This window comes from Cobetia sp. 2AS (assembly GCF_029846355.1).
Taxonomy (GTDB): Bacteria; Pseudomonadota; Gammaproteobacteria; order Pseudomonadales; family Halomonadaceae; genus Cobetia; species Cobetia amphilecti.
In genome coordinates this window covers 115,591-129,951 of the sequence record NZ_JARWKQ010000004.1, presented here as the reverse complement: position 1 = coordinate 129,951, position 14,361 = coordinate 115,591, and the positions used below count along the sequence as shown (strand labels likewise).

The following is a 14,361-nucleotide window of genomic DNA, read 5'->3' as shown; positions in this document are numbered from 1 at the left end:
TCATAGCTTCTTTCTTGCTCAAGGCTTCTTTCTCGTTCATGCGTGGGCCTCGCCGGCACTCAGGGTCCAATGGCGCTCACGGATGCGCGCGCACAGCAGGCGCAGGTCGGCTTCCAGAGCGAGATCTTCCTCGAGGGGCGCGATGTCTTCACGCAGCTCACGGGTGAAGGCGGCCAGCCTGGGCGGCGTGGCGGCTTGGCCCGTGATGTCGGCGCGCTGCTCGCTGCCCTGCACGGCGGCGTGCAGGGTGGCGGCGGCGACCTGTTCCACCAGTGTCAGCACGCGCAGCGCATCACGCGCGGCGATGGTGCCCATGCTGACCTTGTCCTGATTGTGGCACTCGGTGGAACGCGAGAAGACGCTGGCGGGCATGGTCAGCTTGAGGGCTTCCGCCGTCCAGGCCGAGGCGCCGATCTGCACCGCCTTGTAGCCATGATTGAGCGGCGCGCGCTCGAGCGTGGCACCGCTGAGGTTGCTGGGCAGGCCACGGTTGTAGCGGCTGTCGACCAGCAGTGCCAGCTGGCGGTCGAGCAGGTCAGCCAGGTTGGCGACCGCCGTCTTGAGGCTGTCCATCACCATCGCCACATGGCCGCCGTAGAAGTGGCCGCCGTGGAGAATCTTGCCGGCCTCGACATCGATCAGCGGGTTGTCGTTGGCACTGTTGAGCTCGGTCTCCAGGAAGCTGCGCCACCAGCTGAGGCTGTCCTCGACCACGCCGATGACGTGGGGTGCGCAGCGCGTCGAGTAGCGGTCCTGCAGGCGCGGCGAGTTGATCGGTGTGGCGTCGACTTCCGGCGCCGCCGGGTGGGCCAGATCATCGCGCAGCCACTGGGCCACGCGGGCCTGACCGGGATGCGGCTTGGCAGCGAACAGGTCAGCATCGAAGTGGTAGGGGTTGCCTTCCAGCGCCTGCACGCTGAGCGCGGTGATGCGCGCGCTCAGGCGGCTGAGGTAGCAGGTGCGGCCGTAGGCCAGCGCGGCGAGGGCCGTCATCACGGCGGTGCCGTTCATCAGCGCCAGGCCTTCCTTGGGGCGCAGCACATAGGGTGTCAGGCCGTGTGCCGCGAAGACCTCCGCCGTCGGGCGCAGCGCGTGGGGCTGGCCTGCGCCGGAGCGCACCCAGACCTCACGCTCGCCACACAGCACGGCGGCCACATAGGACAGCGGGGTGAGATCGCCGCTGGCGCCCACCGAGCCTTCCTCGGGAATGCGCGGCAGGATGTCGTGATTGAGCAGCCATACGAGGCGCTCCAGCAGCGCCATGCTGACCCCGGAGACACCCCGGCACAGCGAGACGAGGCGCACCATCACCACCGCGCGACTGCTGACCACATCCAGGTCCGCGCCCATGCCACAGCCGTGGAAGGTGTAGAGGTGGCGCGGCAGGGCTTCGAGGTCCTCTGCCCCCTGCACGGCACGCGTCACGGAATCTCCGTAACCGGTGGTGACGCCGTAGACCACGCCTTCTTCTTCCAGCAGGCGTTCCAGCAGGGCCGGGCCGGCCTCGATACGGGCGCGGAAGGCGGCATCCGGGGTCAGGCGCACGTCGCGGCGGCCTTCGGCGACATCGATCAACTGCTCGAGGGTGATATCACTGCCGTCGAGAATCAGGGCGGAGGAAGAGCTGGCGGGCTGTGACATGACGAGGTACCTGAAAGACTGAATGTCTGAAAACGGGAAGTAGAGGGTTCGACGGGGCGGCCGTCAGGTCGCTCGCTCGGGCCCCGAGGTGCCCGAGCTGGAGGCCGGGGCGTCAGGCGCCTGATGCCAGAAGTCGAAGAAGTTGAACCACTGCAACGGATGGCGCTTCACGCGCGCTTCCAGATGACGGGCGTGGCGCTGCATGGCCTGCTGGATCCACGCCTCGCGACCGCTGCGCTTGACGGCGCGGCTGTCATCGAAGGGCGCGAAATCGACTCGGAAACGCGGATGGGCGCCGCCCTGTTCGCGAATGCAGCTCAGGGTATAGACGTGACAGCGCAACAGCGCGGCCAGCATGAAGGGCCCCTGCGGGAAGGGCGCGGGCTGATCGATGAAGTCACAGTGCTGGACGCGACCACGATTGACGGCGCTCTGCTCCTCGCTGCTCTCGGGCGGAATCGGCACGCGGTCGGCGGCGATGACCACGAAGCCGCCGCGATTGACGCGATCACCCAGCGCCATGGCGGTGGCAGGCGTGATCTCGCTGACCTCGATCATCTGCGGCGGCTTGCGCCCGGTGGCCTGCTCCAGCAGCTGATTGAACTTCTCGGCGTGGCGCGTGTGCACCAGCGCACACAGGTCGATGTCGTGGCGCTCGCCGATGGCATTGATCACATCCAGATTGCCGTGGTGGGCGACGAGAATGATGCCGCCCTCGCCACGCAGCGCGGCGTCACGCAGGTCTTCCGGGCCGGTGCCGGTCAGTGAGGACAGCGGAATCTCGCCGCTCCAGGCCGAGACCTTGTCCATGATCGCCTCACCGAACTGCATGAAGTGGGCGAAGCTTCTCGCCCACAGGCGCACGCCGCCAAGCTCTGGCTCGAGGCGCTTGAGGAAGTCGAAGGAGGCGCGCCGCGCCACCCCGCGCAGCAGGAAGTACCACACCAGCACCGGAAACAGCGCGATGCGAAACGGCCAGGCACCGAGGCGACGACGAATCGTCACCATCAGGCGCATGCCAGTGGTGGAGCCGGTTTCCGACAGGCGTGCCCAATGGGTCATTCGTGTTTCCTCTTCGCGTCGTCAGGCTGCGAGGGGCGACTGACATGAGTGGATGACGTCTTGCGATTGCGTCCCGACAGCGTGCGCCAGGCAAGTTTCGGTGAGCGCAGCAGCATGCCGAGGAACAGCCGCGTGTGCATGGCGCTGATCAACAGGTTGTCGTGACCGGGGCGGAAGTGGCTGACGCCCCCGGTGGGATAGCTGACATGCACCGGCAGGTTGGCGACCTCGCCATCGGCCCAGTACCAGCGCACCAGCACCTCGGTGTCGAAGGACATGCGGTCGCCACAGTCATGACGCGCCAGCAGCCGGTTGGTGGCAGCCAGCGGGTAGAGGCGCACGCCGCACATGGTGTCGCGGATGGCCAGCGACAGGGTGTTGATCCACACCCAGATGTGCGAGGCGTAGCGGCCATAGAAACGGATGCGCGGCACGCTGGCGTCGTATTGCGGATAGCCGATCTGCAGGCAGTCGGGGTTTTCCTGCATGCCGTTGAGGAAGGCGGGCAGATCGCCGACATCGTGCTGCCCATCGGCGTCCACCTGCAGGGCATGGGTGAAGCCGAGCTGCTCGGCGGCCTGCAGGCCGCTGCGCACGGCAGCGCCCTTGCCGCCGTTCTGCTCGCGACGCACCAGGTGATGACCTTCTGCCGCCAGCTGATCCAGCACCGCGGCGCAGGGGGCGCTGCAGCCATCATCCACCAGCACGATGGGCAGCCCGAGCGGCGCCAGACCCGCACACACGCCGGCGATGGTGGCGGGGTGGTCGTAGACCGGAATCACCACGCAGGCGCGCAGTGGCGACTCGCTGACGGGGGGAGAGGATGTGTGGCCGGTCATCGGCGCCTGGGGCTGGCTCATGACGCCTCCGGTGTGGGTGTCGTCTGGGGTGAACTAAGTGGCGAACTGAGAGGTGTGTCATCGGTTTCAGCACCGTAGCGCAAGCGGCCGCTGGCATGCAGGCCCGCGCGGGATTCCAGGCGGAAGTCGACGCGCAGGCCGTGGCTGTCGGCGACCAGTGTCGCGGCCAGCGTGAAGCGCATGCCCGGCAGCAACAGGTTGGAGAACTTGATGCGCTCCAGACGCTGAAAACGGCTTTCCTGCACGCCGACGCCCGCCAGGCGCAGGCGGCGACCGAGATCGCGAGCCCACTTGAGCATCACCACGCCGGGCACCAGTGGCTGGGCGGCGAAATGACCCTCGAGGTAGCACAGGCTGTCGGGCACCTCGGCTTCCAGCGTCAGCTGCTGCGGACCGCTGGAGGTTTCGCCCAGCCAGCGTGGCAGACGATGATCGTCGAGATCGGCAAACAGTCGCGCGACGGAGTCCGCCGTGAACTTGCCCTGGGCATTCAGCGGCAGGCGCGTGACGAAGCGCCAGTAGCGCGGCAGGGCGATGCGCTCGAAGCCTGGCATCAGCGCACGCCGCAGACGCGCGATCAGATCACGGCGGCTGGCGTGGTCCTGCGGTAGCGTGCTCTCTTCCATCACCACCACTGCGCCCAGGCGATGATCGCGTGTGGGCATCGGCAGGCAACGTACTTCCAGCACCTCCGCTTGCGCGCTGAGGCAGCGCTCCACCGCGCTCAACGAGACCCGCTTGCCGGCCAGCTTGACCAGGCGATCACTGCGCCCCAGCAGCTGAAAGCGTGGCGCATTATTCTGCTCGCCTTGCGACGGCGGCTCAGGCGTCAGTGGCGCGGCGTTGTCGGCCTGCTGCCACCACTGGTCGGGCTGTTCCAGAAACGGCGAGCGCACCGCGAAGTCGGGCGAGAAGCGGAGCTCAACCTCCGGTAGCGGTGTCCAGTGGGGCGTCTCGTGCTGGCGGCGATGCGCGATGCCGCCCGTCTCGGTGCTGCCGTAGATCTCGATCACCGGCGCCTGCAGGCAGTTCTCGGCGTGGCGGGCGGCCTCGGCCGGCAGCGGGGCACCTGAAGAGAAGACCCGCAACAGCTGAGCCTGTTCCTGATCCTGAGCTTGGCCCGCCACGCGGCTCTCGTCACTGGTCTGGGGCAGGCGCGCCAGCTGGGCCGGCGAGCTGACCAGCTGGCAGCGATGCCCGAGGCCGGACAGCTGCGCGATGGCGGCGGCCAGCTGCTCCGGGTAATGACAGGCTTCGCTGAGAAACGGCACCCCTTCGCTGAGCGGGCGCAGCAGCGACACCAGCAGACCGTAGATGTGCTGGTGGCTGACCTGGCTGAGGCTGACGGTGCTTGGCTCAGACGCTGAGTCAGTGCCTGAAGCGTCCGTCGCCAGCGGCCACAGCGTGCGATGCACGGCCAGTTCGGCCTCGAGCTGATCGAAGCGCTTGGCGATGCGCAGCGGCTCGCCGGTGGAGCCGGAGGTGCAGAGCTCCAGCGCGAGACGCGCGCCGTCCGGCGTGATCTCGAACGGTGTATTCGGTGCGGCAACAGAGCTGGCAGCGCCGGTAGAGGCGGTAGAGCCGGTAGAGCTGACAGTGCCGGGTTGCTCCGGCGGCCAGCCAGCGGCGCTGGTCTCGGGCAGCTTGCCATCACAGCTCTCGGCCAGGCGGGCCAGGGTTTCCGGGCGGTCATCGCCGGGCAGCACGGCGAGCATGCCGCGCTCCCACAGCGCCAGCAGCTGCACGCAGGCGCCAAGCGTCGTGGGCTGGAACAGCACCCAACGCGCACCTGGCCGGCGGCCGTCATGCGCTGCGGGCAGGTTGTCCAGCCACTGATGCCAGGCGTCGACGCGTGCCATCAGCTCGGCACGACTCAGCGGGCGCAGCGGTTGACCGGGACTGGCCAGCCAGCAGGCCGGCGCCTCGGGCGCGAGTCGGGCGAGATGACGCCAGCCCTGATGGATGAGGGAGGTGGCGCGCAGGGCGGCGTCTTGCTCAGTGGAGCGTGCGGTGGCGAGGCTGGCAGGCTGGCGGGCATCAGACATGTGAGGCAGGCAACTCTTCAGAAAGTCGAATTCATCTGGGGGCGTATCCACGCCGGGCGAATCCACGCGGGGCGAATCAATGCATGGACTCAGCTATCGATAGCCGAGCTCATCGATAGCCAAGCTCATCGATAACCAAGCTCATCGATAACCAGGCTCAGCCATCGGCGCGGCGCAGACGACGGCGTACCAGCCATTCGCCGCAGAACAGCAGCCCCATCAGCACGTAGCTCACCAGGCCGTTGTAGAGCGTCCAGGTCGCGAGGTCGGCATACAGCGCCGTGGCCGCGGCGACACTGGCATTGAAGACGAAGAAGCCGCACCACACTCGGGTGACCTTGCGGGTATAACGTACGCCGGCGGCGGGCAGATCAGGCTCCTGCAGACGCGCCAGACGCTCGATGACCGGCATGCCGCGCCACAGACTGGTGGCGAACACGCTGAGCATGGCCAGATTGACCAGCACCGGATAGGCGCGCAGCCCCAGTTCCGCCTCGCTGAGCAGGCTGATGGCGATCAGCAGCGCGGCCAGCGTCAGGCGCAGGATCAACGGCAGGGGCAGACGCTGGATCAGCAAGGCCCCCAGCGCGATCAGTGCCCACACCCAGGGCGAGACATGTCCGCTGGTCGCGTCGCCCGCCGGGTCTGCCGTCAGCCGCGAGAGCAGGGCATAGACCAGCAGCGGCCAGCACACGGCGGCCACCACGCCCAGCCCGCCGAGCAGCAGGCTCGTCAGTGACGGGCGCCGCCCTCGACCAGAGGACCATGACGTCATGCCTGGCGCTGCATCAGCTGCTCGACGGCAGTCACGACATCATCGAGGCTGCGTACGCTCTTGAAGTCATTGGCTTCGATGCGACGGCCGGTGAACTTCTTGAGTTCGACCACCAGGTCCACCGCATCGATGCTGTCGATGTCGAGGTCTTCATAGAGCAGCGCCTCGGGGTGGATGTCAGCGGCATCGATCTCGAACAGCTCGATCAGGGTGCTGCGCACATGGGCATAGATCTCTTCGCGGGACGCGGTCTGTTGCTCAGCGCTCACGACGGGCCTCCACGAGTTCACGCAGGGCATTGAGGCTGGCGAAATGCGCGCGAGTGTCCTCGGCTTCGGCGTCCAGCGTGATGCCGTACTGCTTCTGCAGCGCGAGACCGAGTTCCAGGGCGTCAATCGAATCCAGCCCCAGGCCGTCCACGAACAGCGGCTCATCGGCGACGATGTCGTCCGGCGTGATGTCCTCAAGCTCCAGGGTGTCGATGATCAGTTGCTTGAGTTCCAGTTCCAGCTTGGCGCTATCGCTCATGAGTATTCCTCGTGTCGGCGTGCCGATAATGGTCGGTATGAATGGCAGCAGGCTTTATTAACGGCGGGAAGGCCGAATATCTTAATCCGTTTTTCTCGCTATCTGACCAACAGCAAGCTCAGGGGCAGTGCGGCGCAGCGCGTTGTCATGACTCGCGAATCCGTTGCTGAAAGGCGGCCAGCTCAGCGGCAAAGTCGCTGGCCAGGCGGCGCGTCAACTGGCGGGCATCGCGTGACAGCGGCACCTCATCCTCTGCTGCCGGTGGCGGTGCGACATGCGCCGTCATGTCCGGCAGCACCTTGATATTGAGCATCACGCGTCGGGCCGGGATGTGATACCAGGGCTCGCCCTTGGTCAGGGTGCTGGGCTGACAGTCGATCAGCACGGGGGTGATCTCGCTTGGCGTGCGCAGCGCGATGTTGGCGGCGCCGCGGCGGAATTTCAGTGCCCGCCCGGGCACGCTGCGCGTGCCTTCCGGAAACAGGATCAAGGCATTGCCGCGCGCCAGGCTCGCGCCGGCGGCCTCGAGCACGCCCTGCGGCTCTTCATTGGTGATGTAGCCCGCGGCGCGGATGGGGCCACGGGTGAAGGGGTTGCGTGCCAGCCGCCCCTTGACCACGCAGTCGGCGTGGGGAATCAGCGCGAGCAGGAAGACCACGTCGATCAGCGTCGGGTGATTGGCCAGCACCAGCAGGCCCGGGCGTTGCAGACGCTCGCAGTCGTGCAGGCGATAGTCGAGCACGCCCAGGCCGCGCATCAGACCCACGAAGCCGCGCATGCAGTGATGGATGATGCTGCGCGCGAGCTTCTGTCGCTTGCCGGGGCGGCGTACCACCAGTGTCAGCAGGGGCCACATTCCCCCCACCAGCAAGCCGCCCAGCCCGAAGGTCAGGAAGCTGATGGCCGTGGCGATGCCACGCCACAGGCGTCCGAGGGGAGACGACAGCATGCGTGGCATCAGTCTGCTTGCGGCGTCGGTGTGGCGGCGTGAGCGCGGCTCAGCTGCCAGTGATGGCGACGACAGGCGAGCGCCTCAGCCCCGGCCTGCTCGAGCCAGGCGATGACCTCAAGCGGCGTCGGGGCGCTGTCCGTCAACGACTCGCCAGGCGTGGCGCTCAGTGTCCATGCGCTGTCATCCTCACTGCGGCGGCTCAGGCGCAGGGCAACGGCGCTGGCGCAGGCCGGGTAGTCACCGTGGTGCAGGAAGGCCTCCGGTGCGGCGATGTCGGAGAACAGCACGATGACGTCCTCGCGCTCGCTCAGATAGCCGAGCGCCTCGCTCATCAGCGCCTCGAATTCGTTGCCGCAGGCGGCGAGGGCTTCCAGCGGCTGATGGGACTTGCCGGTGATCGAGTACATGCCCAGCACGGCGTTGTGCACCGAGAGCGAGAAGCGTGCCGGTGACAGGGCTTCGTCGGACTGGGTGGCGGCATCCAGCAGGGCGAGAATCTTGCCGGTATCGCCATGACGCGAGGCATGGATGATGGGCAGGTCGGCGTCAGGGTCGAGCGCGAACAGCAGCTTGCAGCAGGCCTGGCCGACCGGGCTGAGTCGACGACGCTGCATGGCCGGGACTTGCTCGGCACGCGGGGAGGGGGTGATATCTACGCGGCTGTCGTGGGCGGTGCGGGTCGCACTCGCCTGCCAGGCTCGCCAATCAGTCAGACGCATGAGGTTCTTGTCCGTGAACGCATCGTTGCCATATTGGGGCCTCAGTGTACCGCACAGGGGTTGGGCAGCCCAACCGGACTCAGGCGTGTTGGCACTGAGCAGGCGGCGTGGCTACGCGTGTCGTTGGCAGGATAGCAGCTTGCAGGGCGGCACAAGGCGCCTGACGTGAGGCGTCGGGGCGCGATGCCCTGCGGCGGGTCACCGCTGTGGCGGCGCTGGACAGCGGCGGAAGAGGGTGTAGGGTATCGCCGCACTGAGACTGGCGCCCGGGGCGTCATGGGGTAAAACGCTGAGGACGCACAATGATGACGGTCATCAACAGGTCGGTGGCATGAAGGGTGGCTCGCGGGACCTGCTGCGTAGACGGGCTCGCGCAGGGCAGGCGACCCGAGCGCACTCGCAGGCACTGGTTCGCCTTCTGTCGCTCTCGGAGTGGTTGCCGGTCATCCGGGTACTCGGCCTGCTGCTGTGCGTGGTGGCCTTGATGATGCTGGCGCCCTTGCTGGTGTTGCTCGGTGAAGCGGATGCGGATGCCAGCGCCTTTCTGATCTCGCTGGGCATCACGCTCGGCTCGGCGGCCATCATGCTGACGGTCTCGCGCAAGGTGGAGCTGCAACTCAAGCCGCGTGCGATGTTCGTGCTGACGACGCTGAGCTGGGTGCTGGTGTCGGCCTACTCGAGTCTGCCCTTGATCTTCGGTGCCACCCACCTGGGCGTGACCGATGCCGTGTTCGAATCGGTGTCGGCGATCACCACCACCGGCTCGACCGTGCTGTCTGACATCGAAGGACTCTCGGATGGTCTCAAGCTGTGGCGCGGCCTGATGCAGTGGGTCGGCGGCATCGGCATCATCGTGATGGCGATCGCGATCCTGCCGTTTCTGAAGGTCGGCGGAATGCGCCTGTTCCAGACCGAATCCTCGGACTGGTCCGACAAGGTGCTGCCGCGTGCCGGTGGCGTGGCCAAGGCCATCGGGCTGGTCTACGTCGGGCTGACGTTGCTGGCCATCGTCTGTTACTGGCTCGGTGGCATGCACTGGCTGGATGCGCTGGTGCATGGCATGACGTCGCTGGCCACCGGCGGTTTCTCCAATTACGACAGCTCGATGGGCGTCTATTCCGACCGGCCCTATCTGCTGTGGATGGCGTCGGCTTTCATGTTGCTGGGGGCGCTGCCCTTCGTGCTGTTCATCCGCGCCTGGCAGGACCAGGCCGGCGTCCTGTGGCGTGATGCCCAGGTGCGCGGCTTCCTGCGTCTGCTGGGGTGGGTGATCGCCTTGCTGACGCTGTATCGCGTCGTCAATGGCGAGGCCATCTTCACGGCGCTGACCCAGGTGACCTTCAATGTCATCTCGGTGGTGACCACCACCGGCTACGCCAGCGACGACTACAGTGCCTGGGGGCCCTTTGCGGTGGTGGCCTTCTTCTATCTGACCTTCGTCGGCGGCTGCAGCGGCTCGACCAGCGGCGGCATGAAGATCTTCCGCCTGCAGATCGGCCTGATCATGCTCGGCAACCATCTGCGCTCGCTGATCCATGCCAATGGCGTCTTCTCGCAGCGCTACAACGGCCGCGCGCTGCCCGATGAGGTGGTGCGCGCCGTGATCGCCTTCTCGTTCTTCTTCTTCATCACCATCGGTGGCCTGGCGCTGGCGCTGTCGTTCATCGGGCTGGACCTGATCACCGCGGTGACCGGCGCCGCCACGGCCGTCACCAACGTCGGCCCGGGACTGGGCGAGATCATCGGCCCGGCGGGCAACTTCTCGAGCCTGCCGGACAGCGCCAAGTGGTTGCTGTGCATCGGCATGCTGATGGGGCGTCTCGAGATATTGACCGTGCTGGTGCTGTTCTCGCCCAGCTTCTGGCGCAAGTAGCGGCCCACGAAAAAGCCACCGTCGATTGGCGGTGGCTTTTTCGTGGCTTTGGTCGTGCCAAGTGCGGGGGCGATGTGTCTTGTCCCGCAGTGCTGGCTTACTGAGCTACCTTCTCGCCGTCCGTCGCCTCGGCGGCATCGAGCTTCTCGTCGAGATCGATGGAGAGCCCTTCGCGATTGAGGATCGGGTTGGCGTATTGCACCAGCCACCAGTCCTTGAGCTCTGCGGGCACCTCTGCGAGGCGGTTCTCGAAGGTGGCGCGCTCGGCACCGCTGATGGCCGAGACATCCAGCGCCGAGGCCAGGCGCGGCTCCTCACGCAGCTGCGGGCGGCTGGCGGCCAGCTTCTCGAGTGCCAGCTGATGGCTCGGATAGAGGGTGTAGTAGGCCAGCACCTGGCGGTCGACTTCCTTCACCACGTCTTCCGGGGTCTCGAAGTCGCCCTTGAGCGGCTCGCCGAACACCAGCTTGACGCGCCCCTTGTGGCCGCTGATGCCCGCCGCAATGGACTTGATGTCCTCGTACTGCACCTTCTCGTAACGGCCTTCATTGGCGACGGCCGCCAGCTCACGCGCCTTCTGCAGGTCACAGGGGTCGAACTCGTAGCTGATCGACACCGGCACGATGTTGAGCTCGCTGATCGCCTCGCTGAACGGACGCGTCTTGTCGGCGGTGCGCGCCGCCATGGTCAGCATCTTGATGATGGCGCTCTCGGTGCCGTCACGGCCATCCTTGGCGCGCCCTTCACGCTGGGCCAGCCAGATGGAGTGCTGGTCGTGGGTCAGCGAGTGGCGGATATAGCCCGACAGCGACTGGTAGGCGGCCAGCATCGCGCGCTTGCCCTTGGCGGAGCGCGGCACGATGAAGCTCTTGTTGAGGCGCATCAGGTCGGTGACGAAGGGCTTCTGCAGCAGGTTGTCACCGATGGCGATGCGCACCGTGTCACGCCCGTGACGATAGAGGGCGTAGTTGACGAAGGCCGGGTCCAGCGAGATGTCGCGATGGTTGGACAGGAACAGATACGGCGTGTCCGGCGACAGACGCTCCAGCCCCACCGTCTCGAAACTGGTGGTGGTGGTGTGGATCATGCGCGCCATGTAGACGGCGATGCGGCTCTGGAAACTGGCAACGTCCTTGACGCCAATCATCTCGCGCTTGATGGCCAGGCGCGCGATCTGGCGTGCCAGCCACGGGAAACGCTGGGTTAGGCCTGGCAGGCGGAAGCGAGTCAGGGTGTCGAGCAGCTCGCGGTCCTGCTCCAGGCGTACCAGCACCTCCGCTACCTCGTCGTCGTGGTAGGGGCGAATATCGGCGAACGGGTCCTGTTCGCTGGTCGTGGCAGGCTTGGGTGTTGCAGTGTCAGTCATCGACGCACGTCATCCGGGTTTGTCATTCTGAAAAAAGAGAAGGTCGGCAGCGGGCCCAAGGCTCAGCTGGCGGGCTGGGCTTCACCACCCAGCCAGGCGGTCATCTGCTCGATCACGCCGGACAGCACCTGAGCCATCAGCGCGAAGTCGGTCTCCAGACGCAGGATGGGGTCTTCGCCATCATCCTGGGCGTTGGCTTCATCGACCACGGCATCGGCGAACTTGAGGCTCTTGAGCGCCATGTCCTCACCGAGCACCAGCGCGACGCGGCCATCGACTTCCAGTGCCAGCTTGCTGACCACGCGACCCAGATTCAGCGCCGTCTGGATTTCCTCGCCGTCGAGGTCGAACTGGCGCGCACGCAGCACGCCATCCTCGCCACCCGGCGCCTTGAGTTCGACCTGATCACCGACGATCAGGTCTTCCGGGCGCGAGCTGACATCCTTCAGCCAGGTGGTCATCACCTGGGAAGGCGGCTGCGCGACGGCCAGCGGCGTGACCTTGAGCGTGCCCAGTGTCTGGCGTAGCAGGTCCAGCACTTCCTCGGCGCGCTTGGCATTCGAGGCGTTGACGGCGATCAGGCCGCGCCGGCTGTCCCACCACAGGTCGGTGCGCGAGGAGCGCGTGAAGGCGCGCGGCAGCAGCTCCTCGTAGATCTGCTCCTTGAGGGTCAGCTTCTCGCGGCGACGCAGCGGACGGCCTTCGGCGGTCTCGCGCTCGGCCACACGCTCCTCGAGTTCTTCCTTGACGACGGCGGAGGGCAGTACGCGCTCCTGGCGCAGGGCGCTGATCAGGAAATGACCCTGAATCTCGTGCACCAGCAGGTCGCTGTTGCGACCGCCCGGTGCCACCCAGCCGATACGCTTGGCTTCGACGCCGGTGACCGGGCGGAAGACATGCTCCGGCAGGGCGTCGGCGAGACGACCCTCTTCCAGCGGTGCGCTATCGTGCAGGCGATACAGTTGCAGGTTCTTGAACCACATGCGACCAGTCCTTGAGTCCGGTGAACGGGGGCTGCCCGTCTGAATGGCGCATATTATGGCGAAACTCATGCGGCGGGTCATCCGCCGTGGACGTGACCCTGCGTCACACTGCGGTTGCCGACCATCTCGCGCGAGCACAAAGACATACTGTGTGCACGCTGTGGCGCTAGTCTTGAGTCGACCAGGCGGTGCGCGGTCTGGCGGTTTGCGGTATCGCTCGACAGATATCGACCAGCAGGCAAAGACCAGTAGATATCGATCAGCAGGCATCGACCCGCAGGCATCGACCCGCAGGCATCGACCATCAGACTTGAGACGCGGAGGGCGGCAGAGTGATCGACGACGTTGTTGTGGAGACTGTTGTGGAGGCTTTTGTGAAGAGCAGAGCTTCAGGCGCGAGCGCGCTGAAACGGGCACGACCACTGCCGCTGGCGGCGCTGACCCTGCTGCTGTTCGGCTGCAGCGGGGAGCATGACGCCCACGACAAGACGGCCAGCGCGGCCGAGACCAGTGCAACGGTCACGAAAGAGGCAGCCGCTGACGGTGAATCCGGGCCGGCGGCGGTCGGGCTGGATCCTGAGATATTTGCCGACGGTGCGATCGTCGGTGAGGTCGAGACCGTCGACTGCACCCTGAGCGGCGGCACGCAGACGGCCTGCTATCAGTTCCGTGTGGCCGGTGCGCCCGCGGACCCGCAAACCTCGCCGGAGGGGCCTTTCTGCCCGCCCAATATCCACTCCGGTGAGGAGGAAGGCGGCACCTGGATGGATGGCGAGGGCACTCTCTATCAGGTGGACGGCGAGTTCATCAAGAATCTGGCCACTCTCTACAAGGATAAGGAGTGGCAGATGTACGACGTCAACACGGGCGAGATCACCGTGATCGATGGCGCGCGTGGCTGCGAGGTGGCGGGGAACCCGAACCCCATCGAAGGTTTCGACAACTTCTGTCTCGAGTGTCCGCTGGATGAGCTGGGCGGTGGCATCGAGAAGACTGTCGTGATTCCCAAGGTGCCGGTGCCGGCCGCCGAGCCGACCTCGCTTGCCGGCCGCTCCAACACCGGCGTGGCGCTCAATGGCGTGCTGTTCGGCCCGCCGGCGCCGCTGGAGCTGATCCTGAGCTCTCACACCCTGGGGGTGCTCGATGATTGTGGCGCGCATGCCAATCCACATGAGGGCTATCACTATCACACCGCCACTGGCTGCTCCGAGATCGGCATTCAGGAAGATGGCCATTCGCCGATGATCGGCTATGCGCTGGATGGCTATGCCATCTATGCCAGAGAGGACAAGGACGGCAACATCCCCGCTGACCTGGATGAGTGTGGCGGCGAGACGGACCCGGTGCGTGGCTATCACTATCACGCCTCCGCGCCGGGGGTTAACCAGATCTTCGGCTGCTTCATGGGCGAGAAGGGGCACTTCCTCGACGATGAGGGCGGCGAGAGGCCGCCGCAGGGTCCGCCCGGCGAGTAGCCGCCTTGCCGGGATGGCGAGCAGGGCAGGCGTCATCATTCAGCCAAGCGTTTGTTTTTCTGTCCGTCACCGGCATAAGATC

The 14,361-nt window shown here is 66.2% G+C and carries 13 protein-coding genes; 2 read left to right on the top strand and 11 right to left on the bottom strand.

Annotated elements, in window-relative coordinates:
- Positions 1–36 precede the first annotated feature (36 nt).
- From QD356_RS12375 to QD356_RS12335, 9 genes are all read right to left on the bottom strand, one after another.
- Positions 37–1,641, bottom strand: coding sequence for an aromatic amino acid ammonia-lyase (locus tag QD356_RS12375; protein WP_192837481.1), 1,605 nt, complete (start codon positions 1,639–1,641; stop codon positions 37–39).
- 63 nt (positions 1,642–1,704) lie between these two features.
- The gene (locus tag QD356_RS12370) at positions 1,705–2,703 is read right to left on the bottom strand and encodes a glycosyl transferase (RefSeq protein ID WP_192837482.1); all 999 of its coding nucleotides are present in this window, start codon (positions 2,701–2,703) and stop codon (positions 1,705–1,707) included.
- Complete coding sequence (locus tag QD356_RS12365; protein WP_225996304.1) at positions 2,700–3,563, bottom strand: glycosyltransferase family 2 protein; 864 nt, start codon at positions 3,561–3,563, stop codon at positions 2,700–2,702. The genes QD356_RS12370 and QD356_RS12365 overlap by 4 nt, the downstream gene beginning before the upstream one ends.
- Complete coding sequence (locus QD356_RS12360; RefSeq protein WP_192837483.1) at positions 3,560–5,608, bottom strand: AMP-binding protein; 2,049 nt, start codon at positions 5,606–5,608, stop codon at positions 3,560–3,562. Before QD356_RS12360 ends, QD356_RS12365 begins: the two co-directional genes overlap by 4 nt.
- A 157-nt stretch (positions 5,609–5,765) precedes the next feature.
- Positions 5,766–6,383, bottom strand: a complete 618-nt coding sequence (locus QD356_RS12355) for a hypothetical protein (protein WP_192837484.1) — start codon at positions 6,381–6,383, stop codon at positions 5,766–5,768.
- On the bottom strand, positions 6,380–6,652 hold the full coding sequence (locus QD356_RS12350) for an acyl carrier protein (RefSeq protein ID WP_043331449.1): 273 nt from the start codon (positions 6,650–6,652) through the stop codon (positions 6,380–6,382). Before QD356_RS12350 ends, QD356_RS12355 begins: the two co-directional genes overlap by 4 nt.
- The gene (locus QD356_RS12345; RefSeq protein WP_043331448.1) at positions 6,642–6,911 is read right to left on the bottom strand and encodes a phosphopantetheine-binding protein; all 270 of its coding nucleotides are present in this window, start codon (positions 6,909–6,911) and stop codon (positions 6,642–6,644) included. Before QD356_RS12345 ends, QD356_RS12350 begins: the two co-directional genes overlap by 11 nt.
- 145 nt (positions 6,912–7,056) lie before the next feature.
- A complete protein-coding gene (locus QD356_RS12340; protein WP_192837485.1) occupies positions 7,057–7,860 on the bottom strand; it encodes a lysophospholipid acyltransferase family protein in 804 nt (267 codons plus the stop codon).
- 8 nt (positions 7,861–7,868) lie between these two features.
- Positions 7,869–8,582, bottom strand: a complete 714-nt coding sequence (locus QD356_RS12335; protein ID WP_192837486.1) for a beta-ketoacyl synthase chain length factor — start codon at positions 8,580–8,582, stop codon at positions 7,869–7,871.
- A gap of 331 nt (positions 8,583–8,913) precedes the next feature.
- Here QD356_RS12335 and QD356_RS12330 point away from each other — a divergent pair, with 331 nt between their 5' ends.
- Positions 8,914–10,455 carry a TrkH family potassium uptake protein gene (locus QD356_RS12330; RefSeq protein ID WP_192837487.1) on the top strand — a complete coding sequence of 514 codons (1,542 nt, stop codon included), beginning with the start codon at positions 8,914–8,916 and terminating at the stop codon, positions 10,453–10,455.
- Between the two features lie 97 nt (positions 10,456–10,552).
- Here QD356_RS12330 and QD356_RS12325 read toward each other — a convergent pair whose 3' ends face one another.
- Complete coding sequence (locus QD356_RS12325; RefSeq protein WP_192837488.1) at positions 10,553–11,821, bottom strand: 1-acyl-sn-glycerol-3-phosphate acyltransferase; 1,269 nt, start codon at positions 11,819–11,821, stop codon at positions 10,553–10,555.
- Between the two features lie 62 nt (positions 11,822–11,883).
- On the bottom strand, positions 11,884–12,804 hold the full coding sequence (locus tag QD356_RS12320; protein WP_043331446.1) for a recombination-associated protein RdgC: 921 nt from the start codon (positions 12,802–12,804) through the stop codon (positions 11,884–11,886).
- A 374-nt stretch (positions 12,805–13,178) separates the two neighbouring features.
- Between QD356_RS12320 and QD356_RS12315 the strand changes: the two genes are divergently transcribed.
- Complete coding sequence (locus tag QD356_RS12315) at positions 13,179–14,279, top strand: YHYH protein (RefSeq protein ID WP_192837489.1); 1,101 nt, start codon at positions 13,179–13,181, stop codon at positions 14,277–14,279.
- Positions 14,280–14,361 lie beyond the last annotated feature (82 nt).

Bases quoted from the DNA above. Each gene is read 5' to 3' on its own strand.
- QD356_RS12375 (WP_192837481.1), bottom strand. From the start codon at position 1,641: ATGTCACAGCCCGCCAGCTCTTCCTCCGCCCTGATTCTCGACGGCAGT.
- QD356_RS12370 (WP_192837482.1), bottom strand. From the start codon at position 2,703: ATGACCCATTGGGCACGCCTGTCGGAAACCGGCTCCACCACTGGCATG.
- QD356_RS12365 (WP_225996304.1), bottom strand. From the start codon at position 3,563: ATGAGCCAGCCCCAGGCGCCGATGACCGGCCACACATCCTCTCCCCCC.
- QD356_RS12360 (WP_192837483.1), bottom strand. From the start codon at position 5,608: ATGTCTGATGCCCGCCAGCCTGCCAGCCTCGCCACCGCACGCTCCACT.
- QD356_RS12355 (WP_192837484.1), bottom strand. From the start codon at position 6,383: ATGACGTCATGGTCCTCTGGTCGAGGGCGGCGCCCGTCACTGACGAGC.
- QD356_RS12345 (WP_043331448.1), bottom strand. From the start codon at position 6,911: ATGAGCGATAGCGCCAAGCTGGAACTGGAACTCAAGCAACTGATCATC.
- QD356_RS12340 (WP_192837485.1), bottom strand. From the start codon at position 7,860: ATGCTGTCGTCTCCCCTCGGACGCCTGTGGCGTGGCATCGCCACGGCC.
- QD356_RS12335 (WP_192837486.1), bottom strand. From the start codon at position 8,582: ATGCGTCTGACTGATTGGCGAGCCTGGCAGGCGAGTGCGACCCGCACC.
- QD356_RS12330 (WP_192837487.1), top strand. From the start codon at position 8,914: ATGAAGGGTGGCTCGCGGGACCTGCTGCGTAGACGGGCTCGCGCAGGG.
- QD356_RS12325 (WP_192837488.1), bottom strand. From the start codon at position 11,821: ATGACTGACACTGCAACACCCAAGCCTGCCACGACCAGCGAACAGGAC.
- QD356_RS12320 (WP_043331446.1), bottom strand. From the start codon at position 12,804: ATGTGGTTCAAGAACCTGCAACTGTATCGCCTGCACGATAGCGCACCG.